The 21,715-nt window shown below is 32.0% G+C and carries 15 protein-coding genes; 10 read left to right on the top strand and 5 right to left on the bottom strand.

What is annotated here, in order from left to right; genetic code table 11:
- Positions 1 to 86 precede the first annotated feature (86 nt).
- Positions 87 to 410, bottom strand: a complete 324-nt coding sequence (locus NNL09_RS21805) for a YbaB/EbfC family nucleoid-associated protein (RefSeq protein ID WP_025668016.1) — start codon at positions 408 to 410, stop codon at positions 87 to 89.
- 136 nt (positions 411 to 546) lie between these two features.
- Between NNL09_RS21805 and NNL09_RS21800 the strand changes: the two genes are divergently transcribed.
- The 3 genes from NNL09_RS21800 to NNL09_RS21790 all read left to right on the top strand — a co-directional run bounded on the left by NNL09_RS21800 (position 547) and on the right by NNL09_RS21790 (position 5,274).
- Positions 547 to 2,616 (top strand): S9 family peptidase, encoded by a 2,070-nt coding sequence (locus NNL09_RS21800; RefSeq protein WP_196911321.1) that lies wholly within the window; start codon positions 547 to 549, stop codon positions 2,614 to 2,616.
- Positions 2,617 to 2,702: 86 nt separating this feature from the next.
- Positions 2,703 to 3,743 carry a PLP-dependent cysteine synthase family protein gene (locus tag NNL09_RS21795; RefSeq protein ID WP_196911320.1) on the top strand — a complete coding sequence of 347 codons (1,041 nt, stop codon included), beginning with the start codon at positions 2,703 to 2,705 and terminating at the stop codon, positions 3,741 to 3,743.
- A 271-nt stretch (positions 3,744 to 4,014) separates the two neighbouring features.
- Complete coding sequence (locus tag NNL09_RS21790; protein ID WP_196911319.1) at positions 4,015 to 5,274, top strand: aminotransferase class I/II-fold pyridoxal phosphate-dependent enzyme; 1,260 nt, start codon at positions 4,015 to 4,017, stop codon at positions 5,272 to 5,274.
- Positions 5,275 to 5,758: 484 nt separating this feature from the next.
- Here the strand turns inward: NNL09_RS21790 and NNL09_RS21785 are convergent, their stop codons facing one another.
- Positions 5,759 to 6,877, bottom strand: coding sequence for a GNAT family N-acetyltransferase (locus tag NNL09_RS21785; protein WP_025668022.1), 1,119 nt, complete (start codon positions 6,875 to 6,877; stop codon positions 5,759 to 5,761).
- 138 nt (positions 6,878 to 7,015) lie between these two features.
- Positions 7,016 to 8,731 carry a transporter gene (locus tag NNL09_RS21780; RefSeq protein ID WP_231389243.1) on the bottom strand — a complete coding sequence of 572 codons (1,716 nt, stop codon included), beginning with the start codon at positions 8,729 to 8,731 and terminating at the stop codon, positions 7,016 to 7,018.
- Between the two features lie 61 nt (positions 8,732 to 8,792).
- Between NNL09_RS21780 and NNL09_RS21775 the strand changes: the two genes are divergently transcribed.
- The 3 genes from NNL09_RS21775 to NNL09_RS21765 are packed head-to-tail and all read left to right on the top strand — an operon-like array spanning position 8,793 to position 12,837.
- The gene (locus NNL09_RS21775) at positions 8,793 to 9,062 is read left to right on the top strand and encodes a DUF4834 family protein (protein WP_025668024.1); all 270 of its coding nucleotides are present in this window, start codon (positions 8,793 to 8,795) and stop codon (positions 9,060 to 9,062) included.
- Between the two features lie 32 nt (positions 9,063 to 9,094).
- Entirely contained in the window at positions 9,095 to 11,536 is a 2,442-nt protein-coding gene (locus tag NNL09_RS21770) for a YfhO family protein (RefSeq protein ID WP_051476156.1), read from the top strand.
- 8 nt (positions 11,537 to 11,544) lie between these two features.
- Entirely contained in the window at positions 11,545 to 12,837 is a 1,293-nt protein-coding gene (locus NNL09_RS21765; RefSeq protein ID WP_317193935.1) for a glycosyltransferase family 4 protein, read from the top strand.
- Positions 12,838 to 12,885: 48 nt separating this feature from the next.
- Here the strand turns inward: NNL09_RS21765 and NNL09_RS21760 are convergent, their stop codons facing one another.
- Complete coding sequence (locus NNL09_RS21760; protein ID WP_035096999.1) at positions 12,886 to 13,500, bottom strand: response regulator transcription factor; 615 nt, start codon at positions 13,498 to 13,500, stop codon at positions 12,886 to 12,888.
- A gap of 28 nt (positions 13,501 to 13,528) precedes the next feature.
- Positions 13,529 to 16,429, bottom strand: coding sequence for a two-component regulator propeller domain-containing protein (locus NNL09_RS21755; RefSeq protein ID WP_196911318.1), 2,901 nt, complete (start codon positions 16,427 to 16,429; stop codon positions 13,529 to 13,531).
- Between the two features lie 505 nt (positions 16,430 to 16,934).
- On the opposite strand from NNL09_RS21755, the gene NNL09_RS21750 reads away from it, so the two are divergent.
- The 4 genes from NNL09_RS21750 (at position 16,935) to NNL09_RS21735 (ending at position 21,549) form a co-directional block, all read left to right on the top strand.
- A complete protein-coding gene (locus NNL09_RS21750; protein ID WP_196911317.1) occupies positions 16,935 to 18,473 on the top strand; it encodes a BspA family leucine-rich repeat surface protein in 1,539 nt (512 codons plus the stop codon).
- 336 nt (positions 18,474 to 18,809) lie between these two features.
- Positions 18,810 to 19,685 (top strand): ion transporter, encoded by an 876-nt coding sequence (locus tag NNL09_RS21745; protein ID WP_025668123.1) that lies wholly within the window; start codon positions 18,810 to 18,812, stop codon positions 19,683 to 19,685.
- Positions 19,686 to 19,725: 40 nt separating this feature from the next.
- The gene (locus NNL09_RS21740) at positions 19,726 to 20,196 is read left to right on the top strand and encodes a sporulation protein (RefSeq protein WP_196911316.1); all 471 of its coding nucleotides are present in this window, start codon (positions 19,726 to 19,728) and stop codon (positions 20,194 to 20,196) included.
- 96 nt (positions 20,197 to 20,292) lie between these two features.
- The gene (locus tag NNL09_RS21735; protein WP_196911315.1) at positions 20,293 to 21,549 is read left to right on the top strand and encodes a BspA family leucine-rich repeat surface protein; all 1,257 of its coding nucleotides are present in this window, start codon (positions 20,293 to 20,295) and stop codon (positions 21,547 to 21,549) included.
- The last annotated feature ends 166 nt before the right edge of the window (positions 21,550 to 21,715 follow it).

Raw genomic sequence — 21,715 nt, 5'->3', positions numbered from 1 at the left:
ATTATAGAATTAAAAGGAGAAAGAAAAATATAAAAATAGCTAACTGCACTTTTTTAAAGCCCAATACCCTTTAATTGATGACAGGGCTATTTAAATAAATCCATCCCGGGGATATTTGGCATACCTTCTTTAGCAACTGCAGCCAATTCTGTTTCATTAACCTGTGTTGCTTTTGCGATAGCCTTATTTAAAGTTAAAATTAAATAATCCTCTAGCTGTTCCTTGTCTTCTAATAGTTGATCGGATATAGCGATTTTTTTAACTTCTCGATTAGCGGTGAGTGTAATTTTAAGTAAACCATCAGAACTTTCTTCATCTACCAAAACGGTATTTAATCTTTCTTTAGTTTCCTCTACTTTTTGCTGGGTTTCCTTTAATTTACCCATCATCCCCATCATATCTCCAAACATGTGTATGTGTTTTTAAAATTTATAAATACAAAATTAGTACTTTGGCTGTTAATAAACTAACAAGATTATTATGAAAACTTCATTCATTATATTCTTATTATCTCTTATTTTCGCAACTTCTTGTAAATAAAATACCATGACGACATTGGATTCTAAAGTTCAACCTCCTATAGCAGCTAAAAAACCAACAAATCTAGAAAAACATGATGATGTGCGTGTTGATAACTATTTTTGGTTAAATGATCGTGAAAATAAGGAGGTAATTGATTATTTAGAGCGAGAGAATGCCTATAATGATAAGATGACTGCTCATACAAAGAAGTTTCAGGAAAACCTTTTTGAAGAAATGAAAAGTCGTATTAAAGAGGATGATTCTTCAGTTCCGTATAAATTAAATGGATATTGGTATTTAACTCGTTTCGAAAAAGGAAAAGATTATCCTATATATTCCAGAAAAAAAGAAAGCCTTGATGCAGAAGAAGAAATTCTTTTTGATTGTAACAAAGAAGCTGAAGGATATAGTTATTATAGATTATCTGGACTTAGTATTAGTCCTGATAATAAGTTAGCTGCATTTGGTGTAGATACCGTAAGTAGACGTAAATATACCATACGAATAAAAAACCTTATAACAGGTGAGATATATCCAGAGACTATAGAAACTACAACTGGTGGCAGTACCTGGGCTACAGATAGTAAAACTTTGTTTTATACAAAAAAAAATAATGAAACATTACGGTCTAATAAGATTTACAGGCATGTTCTGGGAACTCCAGTATCAGATGATGTAGAGATTTTTAATGAAACAGATGAGACCTTTTCTACATTTGTATATAAAACCAAATCTAAAAAATACCTTGTAATAGGGTCAAGTAGTACGCTAACTTCAGAATATAGAATTTTAAGAGCTGATGATCCTACAGGAGAATTTAAAGTTTTTCAGCCAAGAATAAGAGGAATAGAATATGGGATAGCACATTATGATGATCATTTCTATGTGTTAACCAATGCAGACGAAGCTACTAATTTTAAGCTAATGAAGGTATCTGAGGATAATACTGCCAAAGAGAACTGGAAAGATGTCATACCACACCGAAAAGATGTTTTACTAGAAGATGTAGAGATTTTTAAAGAGTATTTAGTTATTAGCGAGCGTAATAATGGTTTAAATAAGATTAATATCAAAAGATGGGACGGTACTGTTGATTATTACCTTCCTTTTGATAATGAAACCTATACCGCTTATGTAAGTACAAACCCTGATTTTGATACCAAAAGCCTAAGATACTCTTATAATTCTCTTACCACTCCCAATTCGGTAATTGATTTTGATATGGAATCTAAGGAGAAAAAAGTAAAAAAGGAACAAGAAGTCCTTGGTGGTAAATTTGATAAAAGTAATTATGTTTCAGAAAGAGTATGGGCAACAGCCGAGGATGGAACTAAGATTCCTATTTCTTTAATATATAAAAAAGGATTACAAAAAGATAGAAGTAACCCATTATTACAATATGGTTATGGTTCATATGGATCAACTATAGATCCTTATTTTTCTACGGCGAGATTAAGTTTGCTGGATAGAGGATTTATTTACGCCATTGCTCACATAAGAGGAAGCGAATATCTGGGACGATCCTGGTATGAAGATGGAAAACTTCTTAAAAAGAAAAATACATTTACAGATTTTATTGATTGTTCAAAGTCTTTAATAGCACAAGGGTATACTTCTGTCAATCATTTATATGCTATGGGAGGTTCTGCAGGAGGATTATTGATGGGAGCAATAGTTAATATGGCGCCAGAATTATATAACGGTGTCGTAGCATCGGTACCTTTTGTAGATGTTGTAAGTACAATGCTTGATGATAGTATTCCTTTAACAACAGGAGAATATGATGAATGGGGTAATCCTAATGAAAAAGAATATTATACATATATGAAGTCATATTCTCCTTATGATAATGTTGTGGCTCAGAAATATCCTAATATGTTAGTAAATACAGGTTTACATGACTCTCAGGTGCAATATTGGGAACCAGCAAAATGGGTAGCAAAATTAAGAGAGTTAAAGACAGATAAGAATTTATTAATATTGCATACAAATATGGAAGCCGGACATGGAGGAGCCTCAGGAAGATTTGAAGCACTTAAAGAAGTGGCAGAAGAATATGCCTTTTTATTAGATTTAGAAGGTATCCAAGAGTAATTAAAAAAAATAATGTAACTTCGTACCGTTTTTGTAACAGTTAGTGGACCCCCATTTTATTCCACGAATCTGTAAAACACAATTATATGAGAGAAGATATTAGGGCTTATAATAATGTTTTAGAGCTTATTGGCGATACACCGCTTATAAAACTAAACAGAATTATGAAAGACTTTCCGGGAAATTACTACGCAAAAGTAGAATCTTTTAACCCGGGACACTCCACCAAAGATAGAATTGCACTTTATATTATAGAAGAAGCAGAAAGAAAAGGTATTCTTAAACCTGGTGACACCATTATTGAAACAACAAGTGGTAATACAGGTTTTAGTTTAGCAATGGTTAGCGTGATCAAAGGCTACGATTGTATTCTTGCTGTTAGTTCTAAATCCTCTAAGGATAAGATAGCAATGCTTAAGAATATGGGAGCAAAGGTGTACGTATGCCCTGCCCATGTAAGTGCAGATGATCCAAGATCTTATTATCAGGTGGCAAAAAGACTTCATGAAGAAATAAAAGGATCTGTATATATAAATCAATACTTTAACGAATTAAATATTGATGCCCATTATAATTCTACAGGACCAGAAATTTGGGAGCAAACTAGTGGTAAGCTCACACATTTTATAGCGTGTTGCGGAACTGGAGGAACTATTTCTGGTACTGCAAGGTTTTTGAAAGAAAAAAATAGTAATGTACGTGTATTGGGAATCGATGCCTACGGATCGGTTATAAAGAAATATCACGAAACCAGAGAATTTGATGAGGAAGAAATATATCCTTATAGAATTGAAGGTCTGGGTAAAAACCTAATCCCTACTGCAACAGATTTTGATGTTATTGATAAATTTGAAAAGGTTAGTGATGAGGATAGTGCACATACTGCTAGAGAATTAGTGAAAAAAGAAGGCCTGTTTTTGGGATACACAAGTGGAGCAGCTATACAAGGTGTAAAACAACTTGCAGAGCAAGGTGAATTTGATGAAAATAGTAATGTTATTATTATTCTTCCCGATCATGGATCACGATATATGAGTAAAGTATTTAGTGATGATTGGATGACAGAACAAGGATTTTTTGATAGCAAAAATGAAATTGACGCAACAAAAGTGCAATTCATTAAATAAAAAAATATAACATAAAATGATAAGCATCTCGATATTTTCGGGATGCTTTTTTTTAATATTACTTTCATAATATGGTTCCTATTTCTTCAATTGTTGATATCAATTTTATTTATTAAATTACAAGAAATCATTAAAATATTTATGGTTCATTGTGTAGTAGATTTTGTAAAGTGTTAAAATAGCACTTTATAAAAGTGAAATTGAATATAATTATGTCATCAAATCAATTTTCCGTATTTTCGCACACTTATAAGAAACAATTTTTTGATAAATGAGAGATTTATTTGATAAGATTTATAAAGACAAAGGGCCATTAGGAAAGTGGGCGGATCAGGCAGAAGGATATTTTGTTTTTCCTAAACTAGAAGGACCTATATCAAATAGAATGAGGTTTCAAGGGAGAGAAGTAATTACCTGGAGTATCAATGACTATTTGGGATTAGCAAATAAAGAAGAAGTTCGTAAGGTAGATGCAGAGGCAGCAGCAGCTTATGGGTCTGCATATCCAATGGGAGCTAGGATGATGAGCGGGCATACAGATCTTCATGAACAATTACAAGATGAATTAGCAGAGTTTGTCGATAAAGAAGCAGCATATTTATTAAATTTTGGATACCAGGGAATGGTTTCTACAATTGATGCGCTGGTAAGTAAAGATGATATCATAGTATACGATGTAGATGCACATGCTTGTATTATTGATGGAGTACGATTACATCAAGGACAGCGATATACGTATCGACATAATGATGTAGAAAGTATTGATAAAAACTTGATGAGAGCTACCAAAATGGCACAAAAGACTGGAGGAGGGATTTTACTGATTTCTGAAGGCGTTTTTGGAATGCGAGGAGAGCAAGGAAGACTAAAAGAAATTGTAGCTTTAAAAGAAAAGTATAACTTTAGATTGTTTGTTGATGATGCACACGGATTTGGTACATTAGGAGCAACAGGAGCAGGAACAGGTGAGGAGCAAGGTATTCAGGATCAAATCGATGTGTATTTTGCTACGTTTGCCAAATCTATGGCGAGTACAGGGGCATTTATTGCTGCCGATCAAGAGATTATTGATTATTTAAAATATAATTTACGTTCTCAAATGTTTGCAAAATCATTGCAAATGCAATTAGTAGTAGGAGCTCTTAAGCGTTTGGATATGCTTAGGACAATGCCTGAACTAAAAGCTAAACTATGGCAGAATGTAAATAATTTGCAGAATGGACTTAGAGAAAGAGGTTTTGACTTAGGAACTACTCAGAGTTGCGTAACGCCAGTATATTTAAAAGGAAGTATTCCTGAAGCTATGGCTCTGGTAAAAGATCTTAGAGAAAATTATGGGATTTTCTGTTCTATTGTAGTATATCCAGTTATACCAAAAGGGCTAATATTATTAAGGTTAATTCCTACAGCTTCTCATACCTTAGAGGATATAGAAGAAACACTTAATGCATTTTCTGCTATACGAGAACGATTAGAAAACGGAACTTATAAACGTATGTCTGCCGCTGTTGCTGCAGCAATGGGTGAATAAATTGCTTAAATAATAATATATAAAAAATCCGCTAAGAATAATTAGCGGATTTTTTTTATGGTCATTTTATCTATTTGCAATAATGTCTGTCAAATACACACTTTCCATTTTCACAACGACATTTTCCATCAAGCCTTTCAGCACAATTAAGGAGTAGACAGATATCCGGACCTCGATACCCTCCTATAATGGTTGTCTGTTCTTGTTTTTTTAACTTTTTAACTCCATTTACATTTAAAATGTTTTTTAACATGATTTATAGTTTTAAGAATTTGAAAACTCTGATTTTTTTAAAGACACTCAGACTTTATGTCAAAGTTTTGTATCTACTCATTACAAGTAAAAATGTTGGTCTTATTAAAAATAGATAAAATCTAAGAAGATAGTGTTAGCTATTCATTATTTAACTAAGTATTAATAATCTTATGTATAAAATTAAGGCTATAATTCTTAGTACATCGATATGTAAATAAAGTAATAGAGGTTAAATACTTTTTCTAAACGTTCGTCTCATTTTATGTTGCTCATGCTCATAACCATTCCAAAGGGCTTGGATTGCTTTATTCTCTTCAAGTTCGGGATTAGTTTCGACAACTTCGATCCCATTACGAAGAAAAGCTTCATTCATTTCTTTAAAGATAAGTGCAGTTACTCCTTTATTTTGGTATTCTGGATCAACTCCTATAAGGTAAAAAGCCGCTGTATCATTTCTGCGCTGTGCTTTTAGGATATGTAAAAATCTTAGGGGATATACTTTACCATTCATTTTTTTCAAAGCCTTAGAAAATGAAGGCATTACGATCGAAAATGCAATAAGCTTCCCTGTTTTATCAGCAATACAGGTAATATATTCGGGATTTAGATAGGGTAAGTATTTTTTCTTATACATATCTATCTGGTACTGCTGTATAGGAACAAAAGTTTGTAAGCTACTATAGGTTTTGTTTAGCAGATCAAACATGTCATCTGCATACTGAAGTATTTCTTTACTTTTATTAAATTTAAGAAGCTTAAGCTGATAACGTTCTTTAATTACCTGAGCAAATTTTATTACTTTTTCTTTTGTCTTTTTCGGAACTCTTATTTTGTATTCTACCCATGTAGCAGCTGGTTCAAAATTAAGCTGCTCCATATGTTTAGAATAGTAAGGGTAATTGTACCAGGTAATCATGGTGTTTAACTCTTCGAATCCTTTAATTAGAATTCCTGCTTTATCCATATTCGAAAAACCTACGGGGCCTTCCATATATTCTAAACCATGTTGAGTACCATATTCTGAAACTTTTTCTAATAATGCTTTAGTTACTTCAATGTCATCAATAACATCAAACCATCCAAAACGCACTTTTGGTTTTTTTTGTTCGTTTACTTCAATCCAATTTATAATTGCAGCGATTCTTCCTACTATGGTATCGCCTTTGTAAGCCAAGAAATATTTTGCATCAGAGTTTCTAAAAACAGGATTCTTCTTTGGATTCATCACATCTACTTCTTCTTTAATAATAGAAGGCACATAGTATGGGGAATCTTTATATAATTCAAAAGGAAATTTAACAAACGTTGTTAAATCTCCTTTTGAAGTAATTTCTTTAATCGTAATCATATATCATCTCTAATTCATCACAAATATATAATCCTTTTATTAAATATTATGGTTGCATACAGATCATTTTAGTAATAATTGCATTAGATTCTTTATTTAGGTGCTTTAAAGAGTTTTATTCCTGCTTTTTATCACTAATTACTGATCTATTTTTTCTAATTCTTTATCAAGGTCCGAATCATCAGTTTTATTATCCTTTTCTTCTTTGCTTTTGCGCTTTTGTTCTTCTTTTTTCCTTTTCTTCTCTTCTTTTTGACGCCTTTTTTCCTCTTTTCTTCTTCTTTTTTCTTCTGCTTTCTTAGTTTTTTCTTGTTCCTTTTGATACTTTTCATATTCAGCATCTACATCTTCCTCTTCCTTTTGTTCTTCTTTCTTCTCTTCCTTTTTCTCTTCCTTTTCTTGATTACCAGAATCTAACTCTTTTTCCATTTTTTCGAGCTCCTGAAGCTCTTTATCTATATCTTGTAATTCTTGATCCACACCTTGTTCTTTCTCCATTTTATCCAATTCGGCATCAATATCATTGATCATTTTTTGCTTTTCTTTCTCGGCTTGGATTTCAGCTTTTTCAGCTTTTCTGGCTTCTTTTGCTTCACGTTTTAGACGTCTAGCTTCTTCTTTTCTGAATTTTTTATCTTCTTTTTTAGCTATTTTCTCGTTTTCAATACGCTCACGCTCTAATCGTTCTTCAGTTCGTCTTTGATCAAGGTCGCTTTCGATTGCTTCTCTAAAACCATCATCTTCAAAATCATTAACAAAAGGAGTTTTTCTTAATTTAAGGCTATCGTTTTCTATTTCTTCACCTTCTTCAAGTTCATCAAGCCCATCTTGTTCATTTTCTTCGTTCTCTCCCTCATCCTCATTTTCTTCTTTCTCTCCTTCTTTAATGCCGCCTTCTAATCCTGGTTGCTCGATGATCTCATCTTTGGTATGCCAATCAAATCGATAAGATGCTCCAAAACTAAAAGTAAAAATAGAAGGGGTATCTTTAAAATTGAAAGCAATATTTGCATCCAGCTGTAAATCTTTATTGTATAAATAGGCTCCTCCGAGTCTAAGAATATTATCACTATAAAAATCACTTTTTTGCCCTTGGTATTCTCCAAAAGCAGCCCATTTTTCATTTATTGTATGAGTAGAAGTAATAATCCAACCGATAATCGGATCATCTGTTGTTACTTTATCGACAATCAAATTAGTTACTAATACCCAGTTCCCATTCATACTCGTAGTCCAGTTATTCTGGGTCATTAATACAATCTTTGGGCTAAAGACATCATCATTTGGTGCGGTAAAAGGGTTGTCTTTTGATACAAAATTAGCTCCTACATAAGCAGAAACTGCAGGGATCAAGCTTTTCCACTTAAATCTATAACGCTCTTTCCAGCTTTTTAATTCATCATAATTAGTAGAATCTTTTTTTGGCTTTTTATATGGATCATAAATCAAATATTTTGCACCAATCGTATTTACTTCAAAGTTACTTCTCTTTATTTTTTCTTCATTACCTCCAATAGTTTGTTTTACTCCATCTGCTCTAAATGTACCATTTAGTCTAAGTTCTAATTGTTCGATTAATAAACCGTATCGCACAGAATAATCGAACTTAAAAACATTTGTCTTTGTATTAAGGAGTTTATGTTTTTCTTTTCCAAAACCAAAACCACCTTCTAATTGTAAAACATTATTACCAACCGAGAAAGCACCCTGTGATGTACCAGGTCTATTGGTATTGATCTTCTCGGTATATTGTGCAGAAACCGTTAGGGTACATAGAAATGTGATAATTAATAACAGAATAGACTTAGGGTACATACTCAATAGATTTGGTTCAAATATAGCAGATTTTATCATTTTTTTAGGACTGTCTACATGTAATTGTATACAGAGTTCATTATTTTTGAAAAAAAATGTTATGCAGGAAGCATCACTACAAGGGGTATTAAAGATAATTCTCATTATAATCTTAGTATATTATGGACTAAAGATAATAACGCGGTTATTTGGTCCTCTATTGCTTAGATATGTTACAAAGAAAGCTGGAGAGAAATTTAAACAGCAATTTGATCAATATCAACAACCCCGGCAGTCTACAGAAGGAGAGGTAACTATTGAAAAAAAATCGAAACAAAATTATTCTAATAAAGATGTAGGAGAATATATCGATTATGAGGAAATTGATTAATTTGGCTCTTTATTAGTAAACTCACACACATCATGTCTTTAATTAAAAGATTTTTACCTCATATTCTTGTCGTTTTAGGTTTTGTAATAGTTTCATTAGCTTATTTTAACCCAGTATTAAGTGGGAAAATGCTCTATCAAAATGATATAAAGCATTATGAGAGTATGGCTAAACAACAAAACGATTATCGCACTAATACCGGTAAAGAGACGTACTGGAATAATTCTGCTTATGGAGGAATGCCTACATATCAGCTAGGAGCTAAATTTCCGCATGATTATATGGATAAATTGGATCGTTTGATTCGTTTTTTGCCTAGACCAGCAGATTATCTTTTTCTTTACTTGCTTAGCTTTTATATTTTGATGCTTGTAATGCGTATCCCATGGAGAATTGCTATTTTGGGAGCGTTAGCTTTTGGGTTTTCTGCATATTTAATTATCATAATAGGAGTGGGGCATAATTCTAAAGCACATGCTATTGCTTACTTTCCGTTAGTTCTTTCAGGAATTATAATGGTTTTTCAGAAAAGATATGTTTGGGGATTTTTATTGACAGCACTGGCCATGGGCTTAGAAATACAAGCCAATCATTATCAGATGACATATTATCTGGGGTTACTTACTCTAGTTATGGGGGTAGCTTATTTTGTCGACGCTATACGAAAAAAAGAAGTTCCACATTTTTTAAAATCTGTAGGTACATTAGTACTTGCCGTATTATTAGGATTGGCGACAAATGCAACAACTTTATTATCTACATCAGAATATGTTGATACCAGTATTAGAGGTAAAAACTTATTGGCAGAAACTACAGCGACTTCTTCAGAAAAGAACGGATTGGATTATGAATATATTACAGAATACAGTTATGGTAAATTAGAATCACTAAACCTTTTTGTTCCTAAATTAATGGGATTAGGTAGAGCATCTGATTTGGGTACAGATTCTGCTTTTTATCAAAAATTGATTGAATTAGGACAGCCAAGAGAACAAGCTAATTATTATGCTAAAGTTACAGGCCTATATTGGGGAGAACAACCTTTTGTAGAAGCTCCTCCATATTTAGGAATAACAGTAGTGTTTTTAGCTCTTTTAGGGTTGTTGTTGGTAAAAGGAAGGCTTCGCTGGTGGCTACTGGCAGGAATGATACTATCTCTCGCTTTAAGTTGGGGTAAGAATTTAGAATTTCTAACACGATTTTTTATTGATTATGTACCTTTTTATAATAAGTTTAGAGCAGTATCAAGTATTCAGGTTATTTTAGAGTTATTAATACCTATTGCTGCTGTTTTTGGGCTGCATCGATTCTTTAATGACAAAATATCTATTGAAGAAAGGCAAAAGAAATTTTTAATTTCATTAGGAGTTTTTGGAGGGTTGTGTCTGCTTTTTTGGCTGTTTGGAGGAAGTTTATTTAGTTTCAAGTCATCTTCAGAAGTTCGATTAGGGATTGAACAACCTGCTATTTTTGATGCTATCAAAGAAGATCGAATTGCAATCATGAAAAGTGATAGTTTGCGTTCACTTCTGTTTATAATTCTAATGGGAGGTGTCCTTTGGCTTAGTTTAAAGAAAAAGTTTTCAGAAAATATTACCCTTATCGCATTGGGAGCACTAATTCTAATAGATTTGGTTAGCGTAGATAGACGTAGTGTTGATAATGAGGGTTTTATCTCTAAGCGTGAATACAGAAATTATTTTGAACCAACAGCGGTGGATAAAGAAATTCTAAAAGACGAATCCTATTTTAGAGTATTAGATCAGGCTAGAGGTTTTAATAATTCACACACGAATTACTTCTTTAATTCTATTAATGGGTATACTGCAGTACGCCCCAGAAAAATGGAAGACCTTTATTTTGGCCATATTGCCAAAGGTAATCTGGAAGTAATTAATATGCTTAACGTAAAATATGTAATTCAACAAAATAAAGAAGGACAACTAGACGTTCAGCAAAACCCTTCAATTAATGGAGCAGCCTGGTTTGTTGAAGAGCTAAAGTTTGTAGACAATTATAAAAGGGAATTTGAATCATTAAATACTATAGATACCAAAAAGACGGCGGTTATTAGAAAAGATTATCAAAACGAATTAGGAGATTTTAAACCTAATAAAGATAGTATTTCTACAGTATCAATTTCTAAAACCCAACCTAATCATCTGGCATATAATGTCTATGCTGCTAATCCAGGTTTTATTGTCTTTTCTGAAACATACTATAAAGATGGCTGGAACGCATATATTGATGGCGAAACTACACCTATATACCCGGTAGATTATATGTTAAGGGGCCTAAAAGTACCAGCAGGAAAGCATTCGATAGAATTTAAATTCGAACCTCAGGTTGTAAAAACAGGAAGTACCATTACGCTTACGAGCTCTATTCTTTTTGTTTTACTGGTGCTTGGCGGATTGTATTTTCAATATAAGAAAACAGGGAGTTTGCTATCTTTAACAAAAGAAGATAAGTAAGGTATATCGTGAAGATCCTGATCATTACATATTATTGGCCACCTGCAGGAGGTCCTGGAGTACAGCGGTGGTTTAAGTTTGTTAAGTACTTTAGAGATTTTGATATAGAACCAATAGTATATGTGCCCGAAAATCCTACATACCCTCTAGAAGATACTTCTTTATTATCTGAAATTCCTGAAGGAATAGAAGTACTAAAACAACCTATTTTTGAACCATATCGTTTTGCACAGATTTTTTCTAAAAATGAGACCAAAACAATAAGTAAAGGTATTATTGCTGGTGCAGCAAAGCAGTCTTTTGTACAGCGACTGTTATTGTATATACGGGGTAATTTTTTTATTCCCGATGCCCGCAAGTTCTGGGTAAAACCTTCGGTTACCTACTTACAGAAATACCTTTCAGAAAATAAAATTAATACCATAATTACTACGGGTCCACCTCATAGCATGCACCTGATAGGGCAGGAGTTGAAACAACGAACAGGAGTAAAGTGGATTGCCGATTTTAGAGATCCCTGGACTACTATTGGATATCATGATAAGCTGAAACTTACAAAGAGATCTATGCAAAAGCATACATCTATGGAGAAGGCAGTATTAAACACTGCTGATCATGTTGTTGTTACCAGTTTTACGACAAAAAAAGAGTTTAAAGGGATTACAGATACTCCAATTTCTGTAATCACTAATGGCTATGACAAAGAATCGATCCCCGAAACAGTTTTGGATACTACGTTTACTATTTCACATATAGGATCGTTATTATCTGGTAGAAATCCAAAGAATCTTTGGAAAGCCTTATATGATTTGATTGAGGAAAATGAAGTATTTTCATCGGTATTTCGATTACAATTGGTAGGAGCTGTTAGTGATGATGTATTGTCTTCAATTCGGGAAGCCGGATTATCAGATTTTTTGGAACTGAAAGGTTATGTACCACACACAGAAGCTATCCAAATTCAAAGAAGTTCGCAAGTTTTACTATTGATTGAAATCGATAGTAAAGATACCCGATGTATTATACCTGGTAAATTGTTTGAATATATGGTATCTACAAGACCTATTATTGCTGTTGGTCCTAAAGGAGCAGATGTATCAAGATTAATTTCGGAAACAAATTCGGGTACTTTTTTTGAGTATCAAGAGTATGAAAAGATAAAAGCCCAAATACTCGAATATTTTGTTCAGTTTCAAAAAGGAACATTAGCATCTCATGTTATTGGAGTAGGAAAGTATAGTAGGAAGGAGTTGACCCAAGTAATGGCAAATACGATAAAAGGAATAATTGATTGCGAATAGATTTGGTCTTCACTTTTATGATTATAAGAATTGATAGTTCTGTATTAACTAATTGTTGTACTTCTTTATAATTTCTTCTTTACTGTTTACTTGTAGTTTTTCATAGATATTCCTGGTATGAGTTTTTATGGTATTAATAGAAACATTAAGCTCTTTGCCAATAGAAGCATAGCTTTTTCCTTTGGCAAGTAGTTGTAAAACACTATTTTCTCTATCAGACAGATCTTTCTCTTTGGGTGAAACAAAAGATTCTACCACTTTTCTGGCTATTAAAGCACTCATCGGTGCTCCTCCACGATATGCTTCATTTAAAGCATTAATCAATTCATCGGGTTCAGTATTTTTAGTTAAATATCCAATAGCTCCTGCACATAAAGCATCAAAAATATATTTTGTATCATTATGTACTGTAATAATTATTGAAAGAAGGTCTGATTTGATATTTTTCATTTTTTTTAACCCTTCAATCCCATTTATCCCGGGGAGCTGTATATCAATAAGAGCTATATCAGGATTATCGTTTTTTAGATTTAAAATAGCTTCTTCACAATTACTATAAGCACCGATTGTGTAAAAGTTCTTGGTCTCATTGATAATCTCTTTATAAGAGTCGAGTAAAACTCTATTATCTTCAATAATTAGTATTTTTATTTTCGAATTCATTATTGATTTTTAGGGTATTAGTACAAAACTATGGATTTAACTTTCCTACAAAGGATATTTTGAGTCCATTTTCATTTTTAATGTCTAATACCGAATTAATTTTTTTAGCTCTTTCAGTCATATTGACTAATCCGTTTTTTCGTTTCAGGGATTCAATAGTGCACCCAATTCCATTATCATGCAATGATATTATCAATATGTTATCCTGAATATTTAGATGAAGTACAGCTTCTGTGGCTTTGCTATGTTTTATACAATTAGTCATCGCTTCTTTAAAAATAAAAATAAGCTGTTTACTCCAATAGTAAGGGAGCGAAATCTGCCTGGATATATCCAGGTTTTCTACGTAAAAAGTGATGTCAGAATTAGAAAACAGATCTTCTCCAAAGTCTTTTAGATAACAAAAAACATGATCTAACTCATTGCTATTTTGATCTAAGGACCAGATAAAATCTCTCATTCCAGAGTATAAAGAATTAGAATCTCTATTGATTTTTTTTATCTGTTTAAATTCTTTGGTATTTTCTTTCATTTTTTTACTCATTAGATTAGAGAGTACCGATATACTAGCAATTTTATTTCCTAATTCATCATGAAAATCCTGAGCAATATTTTTATGAACGTTAGCCAATTCTTTTTTCAAAAGTTCTCTTTCGTGTAATGTAGCTTTTAGGAAAGAATTCTTTGCTTTACTTTGTTCTAATTTTAAGCTGATAATAACGAGAAGTAAGATCGAAGTTATAATTACAAGAAAAGTAATAAACCAGGGACGTTCGTACCAGGGATGATAAATGGAAAAAGATTGCGGTGAATTTATTTTCCAATCACTTAGTCCGTCTTTATATTTAAATTGAATTTTGTGATTACCATGATTTAAGTGTTGTAACAATAATGTATCTGTATTTAAATGTCTCCAAGAGTCATTATTTATTTTATACTGTATTTTTGTACTATTGGGATTTAAATAATTTATTGGGTTAACAATAAAGTTTACTCCTTTTTTTTTAATGATAATATCTGTGTTAGATTTGACTTTAAATGGATAAAGGTTTTTTTTAATAAACATCCCTTTATTACCTGATATATATATGTAATCATCTAACTCCATAATTGCGGTTACAAAAGAAGATTTTTGCCCCGAATCCTTATCTAGAGTGTATACAATATCATTTTTATAAATGTTTACACCTCTTTGAGTTGCGATCCATAATATGTTATGTTGATCGAAATAGATATCATTAATATGATTACTTAGGAGTCCTTGTTGCTCACTAAATTTATTTTGTATCTTATTTCCTTCTACGATAAATAAACCTCTGTTTGAAGCAATCCACATTTTGTGATTATGAAATAATACTTTAGTTACTTTTTGTAAAGGGAACCCTGTTGTTTTATCCCAGGTTTCAATTAGCGTTCCTGTATAGGCATCATAAATTCTTATACCCGGTTGATTATCCCGAATAATGTAAAGTTTACCTTTATGTAAATAAACCTCTTTTAGCAAATCTCTTTTAAAGGTAATACTGTATATTTTCTCACCATTTTTATAGGCATTTAGCTCCCCTCCATGGCTAACATTTTTATTGGAAATGAGGGTGTTACCATCTTCAGTTCGTAATTCAAATTGTTTAGTAGTGACAATATTAACTAGTGTTCCCTGAATTTTATATTTTTTACCCGCATAACCTCCAAATATGTTGATGTTATGGTTGTTTTTATTTGCCTGAATTTTTTCACGATGTTCAGTAATATTAATAGAGCTTAAAATTTGTTTATCCTTGATTTTATATAATCGATTTGTAGATAAAACATATAAGGCGCTATCAAGTTTTTCAATATCTTTTAGATCATGATTTATGAATGTGTTACTTCCTAAAAAAAATGGTGGATCCTTAGGAAGCATGTAGACTCCTTCTCCGTATGTTGTAATCCAAAGATTACCATTTTTATCTATTAAATTATCTGAAACCATACTTTTAATACCTATCTCTTTTGATACATCAATAAGTTTTTCAGACTCTAAATTATATTTCAGGGTGACTCTACTTGCATCTGTTATACTTTTACCTATGCAATATAAAATAGAGTCTTTTACTTGTATGTCAATAATAGTTCTTTGCATATTGGTTGGAAGTACGATACTATCGATCATTCTATCGTTTTTGTACTTATAAATAGTATTTAGTCCACCCAAAAAAAACACGCTGTCTGCTTTAGTAACGGTATAGATTTTTTTACTTTTTACTTCATGAAAAATAGAATTAACTTTCAAAGTTTTGGTGTCTAGTGTATATACACCTTTAACATTGTTAGTAAAGTGATCTACTTGGAAGCTTGAATGTATAAAAAGAGTATCGTTTATAATACTTTCTTTAGACAGTATTGAGGTGTTTGTAGAGTCGTTTTTCGAGAAAACTGTATCTAAGTAAAGTTGTTGTTTTTCCTTATTTTTATTTTTTAGATAGTAATTTTTAGTTTCATTTTTATTAAAATCATAAATCGAAAAATTATATCTATTTACGTTTGCGTATAACAAATTATTAGATAATAAATGTATCTTATCAATCTTTGTTAATTTTTTTTGGCCAACAGAAGTGTGATAAATACTATCATTTTTTAATTGATAAACTCCTGCTCCCCATGTGGCTATATAAAAGGATTGATTAGCACTGTTTTCAATTATATCTATAACAAACGAAGAGTCTAATCCTTCTTTATAGTTATACGATTTAAAGTGATTTCCATCAAATTTTACTAAACCGTTATCTGTACCCATCCATATAAACCCTTCTTGATCTTGAATGATTTGATACGTAATATCATGAGGTAAGCCATTATCTGTTGTAAAATGTTTGAAAAACTGAGATTGTGCATTAAGAATCACACCATTTAGGACAAGAGTATAGCATATTATAAAAAATCTCGACATAGATATGATTATGTTTTTACAAAATTAGTAATCTAAAATAGATAGTATTATTGATTGTCGATATATTTTATTAGCATTAAACACCTGATTAGTACAATAAACCTACACTTTAAAATTTACTATTTAATAGTTTAAATATAGATTTCAAAAGTGTCAAAATAAATTTATAAAAAAATCACCCTAAACGGGTGAAAATTAAAATTGAGTAATGAGATATTTTTGGCGTATAATTTAAATCCAAACATATCATGAAAAAAAACTACAATGTAAACTATTTCTTCGCAAATACTAATCAAGATTTTGATTGCCCGAATTAAAGTATTTGACATATTAACTTAATTAATTTAGAGAATACACCTATTCTTCTAGACATATTTACTTGAGATTGTTCTTAAAATAAAGACATAGTGTTTTCTGCAGTTTGCCATGAAAACTTAACACTTTATTCGTACGCTCAAGATAAATAGTAGCATCTCAAAAAATTACACCAAAATAAAATCTAATTATGAAAATATATTTAACAAAAGGAATTATACTACTTATGGTATTGGTAACATTCTCATGTAGCAATGATGATGAACAACCGCAAACCCCTCCTGTAGTTAATAAAGCACCAGAGATCAATGCTCAAACCTTTACTACAGCAGAAGATATTGCAGATGATACAGTTATTGGTAAAGTAGCAGCCACAGATCCAGAAAACAAAGCACTTACATTTACACTAACTAAAAATAGTGATGCTCTTTTTGAGTTAACCGATACAGGAGAATTAAGTTTGGTAGCTGGTAAAAAACTGGATTTTGAAACCACTACTTCGTATACACTTTCTGTAGAAGTATCTGATGGTACTCATAAGGCAAGTGCAGATATTACGGTAACTGTAGAGAATGTATCAGAACCTTTTATCACCACCTGGAAAACTACAACCGCTAATGAAGTTATTGCTATTGATCTTAACAAGGATATTACTTACGATTACACTATAGATTGGGGTGATGGTACTGTCGAAAAGAATCAGACTACCGCTCCAAGTCATACTTATGTAACGGCTGGGACATATACAGTTTCTATATCAGGAACATTTCCTATGTTTATAATATCAACTGATAGTAGGAAAACACTCGAAACCATCGAGCAATGGGGGGATAACCAATGGGAATCTCTTTATGGAACTTTTGCAGGAGCTGTAAATATGACATATAATGCTAAAGATGTACCAAACCTATCCAAAGTTACCAGTATTGCAGGTCTATTTGCTAATTGTGCTAAGTTTAATGCAGGTCTTAATGATTGGGATGTTAGTACTATTACGGATATGAGATCGGTGTTTGATAATGCTACTTCTTTTAATGGAGACCTTAGTCAATGGGATGTAAGTAAAGTTACAAATATGAAAGAAATGTTCGCTAATAGTATAAAGTTTAATGGAGACCTTAGTAACTGGGATGTAAGTAGTGTTACCGATATGGCGAGTATGTTTTATAAAGCATTGTCTTTTAGTGGAGATATAAGCCAATGGGATGTTAGTAAGATTACAGATATGACAGGTCTGTTTTATGGAGCGACCGCTTTTAATGGAGATCTTAGTAAATGGGATGTAAGCAATGTTATTAGGATGAGAAGCATGTTTATTGGTGCTACTGCTTTTAATGGAAACATAAGCCAGTGGGATGTAAGTAATGTTACTGATATGGGAAGTATGTTTTCTGGAGCTACATCTTTTAATGGAGATCTTAGTAAATGGAATGTAAGTAAAGTTACAAATATGAGATCTATGTTTTGGAAGGCTACATCTTTTAGTGCAGATATAAGTGATTGGGATATTCAAAATGTTACAGTTATGGAAGGGATGCTTGATAACACTAATATTTCTACAGTTAATTATGATGCACTACTTACCAAGTGGGCAGCACTACCAAATGTACAGTCTAATGTAGGTTTGGGAGTAGAAGGATTAACGTATTGTACTGCCCAAGTAGCAAGAGAAAATTTAACAGGCAGTAAACGTTGGAGCATCATTGGGGACACTTCTTGCCCTAGATAGATATATGCAGTAGCATACAAAAGGAAGCTATCATAATTTTGGGGCTTCCTTTTTTACCAGGTTTTGAATATTCTATATTCAAATTGTCAATCAGTTCTCTTTAAGAACGATATCGATGTTATAAATATCAAATAACATATAACGAATATTCAACACATATAAAACAGCTATATGCAAATCGTATGCGCACAATACTTGGCAAAAACAACTGCTGTATTACCACTAATAACCATTCGTAATAAAATAAGAACAGGTATCTGTTAGCAGAGATAATATTAAAAATTTAAGCCTCCTTTTATCTATTCTAATGCATAAAGCGGGTTAAATAAAACTTTTATGGTAAATTTTTGTAAATCAATAAGTGCAAGTAAATGGTTTCAAAACCTGGTCACCATTGCAATTTTAGTTGCAGGTGTTCTGGTTGGGATTGCTACGTATCCCAGATTTTCTTCAGAGCATGAAATTGTATTAGAGGTATTAAATGAAATAATTTTAGGAGTTTTTATTATAGAAATCGTTGTTAAAGTCATTGCAGAAGGAAGAAAACCCTGGCTTTATTTTACAGATGGATGGAATGTTTTTGATTTTATCATTGTAGCAGCTGCATTTCTCCCTTTTGGAGGAAGTTCTATAGCCATATTACGTTTACTACGCTTATTAAGAGTTTTAAAACTTATAAAAGCATTACCAAAACTTCAAATGTTGGTAGGAGCACTATTAAAAAGTATACCATCTATGGGATATGTTTCTATCTTATTATTGTTGCTTTTTTATATCTACGCTGTAGCGGGTGTATTCTTCTTTTCAGAAAATGACCCCATACATTTTCAGGATTTACAAAGATCAATGCTATCCTTATTTAGGGTGGTAACATTAGAGGATTGGACAGATATTATGTACATCAATATGTTTGGGTGCGAGAATTATGGGTATGATGGTAATATGAACCTTTGTATAAATTCAAAAGGCTCTTTAGTACTCTCGGTTACTTACTTCGTGTCATTTGTCCTTATCGGTACCATGATTTTCTTAAACTTATTTATAGGAGTTATTATGAATGGTATGGACGATGCTAAAAATGAAATGCTACTCGAAAGTCAAGTGCAATCTGGAGAAAAAGATACAAGTATCGAAGATGTAGAAAGCAAAATATATGAACTACAAGAACTATTGGTGCTCTATAAAATTCAACAAAAAGATGATGAAATTTAAAAGTAAATGGGATTCAATAATTAAATAAAAACTAATAGAAATGGGATTTTTTGATAAAGTAAAGAATAAACTAGGTATTGGAGGAGTAAAAGTAACCCTACAAATTCCGGGACATGTTGCTAAAGAAAGTGAACAAGTAGAAGGTAAGGTGGTGTTAACCACCAAAAGCGAACAAGAAATTATCGAAGTCGAAATCAAATTTGTAGAGGAGTTTACAAGTGGGCGAGGAGATAATGCGAGTACAGAATCTTTTGATTTGGGTGTGGTTAAGTTTACTGAGACTTATGCTGTTAAACCAGGGGAGGTAAAAGAAATCCCTTTTGTTTTACCATTTAAGTTGTTAAAGTCTAAAGCAGATTCATTAGCAGAAAAAGGAGGAACTCTTGGCGCAATTGGAAAAATGAGCAAGTTTGCTTCTAATGAAAAATCAAAATATATGGTAGAGGCTAATGTAGATGTAAAAGCAGCTATTCTTGATCCTTCGGATAAAAAGGATATTAAATTAACCTAGAAATGGTTGCATCAAAATATCAATTATTAAAAACAAAATTGGGGATACTCCTCTGGTTTTTTGATCAGAGCGTAATCCTGATAAATTAATATACAAATGAAGAAACAAAAACAAATTAAAGTAAGTGTGTTGGTCATATTAATGATGACTGTATTATCTATTGGATGTAGTAAAGATGATGATGTACAATCTCAAGAACCTCCTGTTGTAAATAAAGCACCTGTAATTGAAGCTCAAACCTTTACTACTGTAGAAAATATTGCGGATGATGTTGTAATAGGTAATGTAAAAGCAACAGATCCAGAAAGTAAGGCACTTATATTTACGATTACTAAAAACAGTAATGACTATTTTGAATTAACTGAAGCGGGAGAGCTAAGTCTTGTCACAGGTAAAAAACTGGATGTTGAAACAACTACTTCATATACACTTACTGTAGAAGTATCAGATGGAAAAAATAAAACCAGTGCAGATATTACGGTTGCGGTAGAAAATGTAGAAAAACCTTTTATCACCACCTGGAAAACAACTGAAGCTAATGAAGAAATTATAATTGGGATTAATGAAGAATTTACCTATGATTATACCATAGATTGGGGTGATGGTACAGTAGAAAATGGTCAAACTACTCAATCACGCCATAGCTATGTAACCGCTGGGACATATACGGTTTCTATATCAGGGGAATTTCCAGGTATTAATATAAATCAAGGTGCTAGCGTAAAGAGATTACAGACTATAGAGCAGTGGGGAGATATCGAATGGCAATCGTTTTATAGAGCTTTTATTGGGTGTAACAATATGATGTATAATGCCAAAGATGTACCTAATTTGTCTAAAGTAACTAGTATCGCAGCTATGTTTGCCCATTGTACAAAGTTTAATGCAAATCTTAATAATTGGGATGTAAGTAATGTTACTAGTATGGATTCAGTATTCTTTAATGCTTCTTCCTTTAATGGAGATATTAGTAACTGGGATGTAAGTAACGTTACTGATATGTTTTCAATGTTTGATGGCTGTAGCAAGTTTAATAGTGATATAAGTAATTGGGATGTAAGTAAAGTTACAGCTATGTCGTATATGTTTAGGAATGCTACTTCTTATAATGGAGATATAAGTGGTTGGGATATTCAAAATGTTCGTGCCATGAATTATATGCTTGACAACACTAATATTTCTACAGTTAATTATGATGCGCTACTTACTAAGTGGTCAGCGCTACCAAATATACAATCTAATGTAACTTTTGGAGTAGAAGGATTAACGTATTGTAATGCCCAAGTAGCAAGAGAAAATTTAACAGGTAGTAAACGTTGGAGAATCATAGGGGACACTTCTTGCCCTAGATAGATATATGTGATCAGTAGAATAAAAAGAGAGCTATCACATAATTTGCGGCTTCCCTTTTTTTCAGATTTTGAATATTCGATATTCAAATTAACAATCACTTCTTTTTAAAAATGCATGAAACTACAGATATCAAATAAAACACAGTAAATATCAATTATTAAAAACA

The sequence above is a fragment of the Aquimarina sp. EL_43 genome, from assembly GCF_943422735.1.
Taxonomy (GTDB): Bacteria; Bacteroidota; Bacteroidia; order Flavobacteriales; family Flavobacteriaceae; genus Aquimarina; species Aquimarina megaterium.
This window is presented reverse-complemented; position numbering and strand designations above follow the sequence as displayed.

Excerpts from the sequence above, each read along its gene's own strand:
- NNL09_RS21770 (WP_051476156.1), top strand. The coding sequence starts at position 9,095 with ATGTCTTTAATTAAAAGATTTTTACCTCATATTCTTGTCGTTTTAGGT.
- NNL09_RS21805 (WP_025668016.1), bottom strand. The coding sequence starts at position 410 with ATGTTTGGAGATATGATGGGGATGATGGGTAAATTAAAGGAAACCCAG.
- NNL09_RS21775 (WP_025668024.1), top strand. The coding sequence starts at position 8,793 with ATGCAGGAAGCATCACTACAAGGGGTATTAAAGATAATTCTCATTATA.
- NNL09_RS21780 (WP_231389243.1), bottom strand. The coding sequence starts at position 8,731 with ATGATAAAATCTGCTATATTTGAACCAAATCTATTGAGTATGTACCCT.
- NNL09_RS21790 (WP_196911319.1), top strand. The coding sequence starts at position 4,015 with ATGAGAGATTTATTTGATAAGATTTATAAAGACAAAGGGCCATTAGGA.
- NNL09_RS21750 (WP_196911317.1), top strand. The coding sequence starts at position 16,935 with ATGAAAATATATTTAACAAAAGGAATTATACTACTTATGGTATTGGTA.
- NNL09_RS21800 (WP_196911321.1), top strand. The coding sequence starts at position 547 with ATGACGACATTGGATTCTAAAGTTCAACCTCCTATAGCAGCTAAAAAA.
- NNL09_RS21760 (WP_035096999.1), bottom strand. The coding sequence starts at position 13,500 with ATGAATTCGAAAATAAAAATACTAATTATTGAAGATAATAGAGTTTTA.
- NNL09_RS21785 (WP_025668022.1), bottom strand. The coding sequence starts at position 6,877 with ATGATTACGATTAAAGAAATTACTTCAAAAGGAGATTTAACAACGTTT.
- NNL09_RS21755 (WP_196911318.1), bottom strand. The coding sequence starts at position 16,429 with ATGTCGAGATTTTTTATAATATGCTATACTCTTGTCCTAAATGGTGTG.
- NNL09_RS21735 (WP_196911315.1), top strand. The coding sequence starts at position 20,293 with ATGAAGAAACAAAAACAAATTAAAGTAAGTGTGTTGGTCATATTAATG.
- NNL09_RS21740 (WP_196911316.1), top strand. The coding sequence starts at position 19,726 with ATGGGATTTTTTGATAAAGTAAAGAATAAACTAGGTATTGGAGGAGTA.
- NNL09_RS21795 (WP_196911320.1), top strand. The coding sequence starts at position 2,703 with ATGAGAGAAGATATTAGGGCTTATAATAATGTTTTAGAGCTTATTGGC.
- NNL09_RS21745 (WP_025668123.1), top strand. The coding sequence starts at position 18,810 with ATGGTAAATTTTTGTAAATCAATAAGTGCAAGTAAATGGTTTCAAAAC.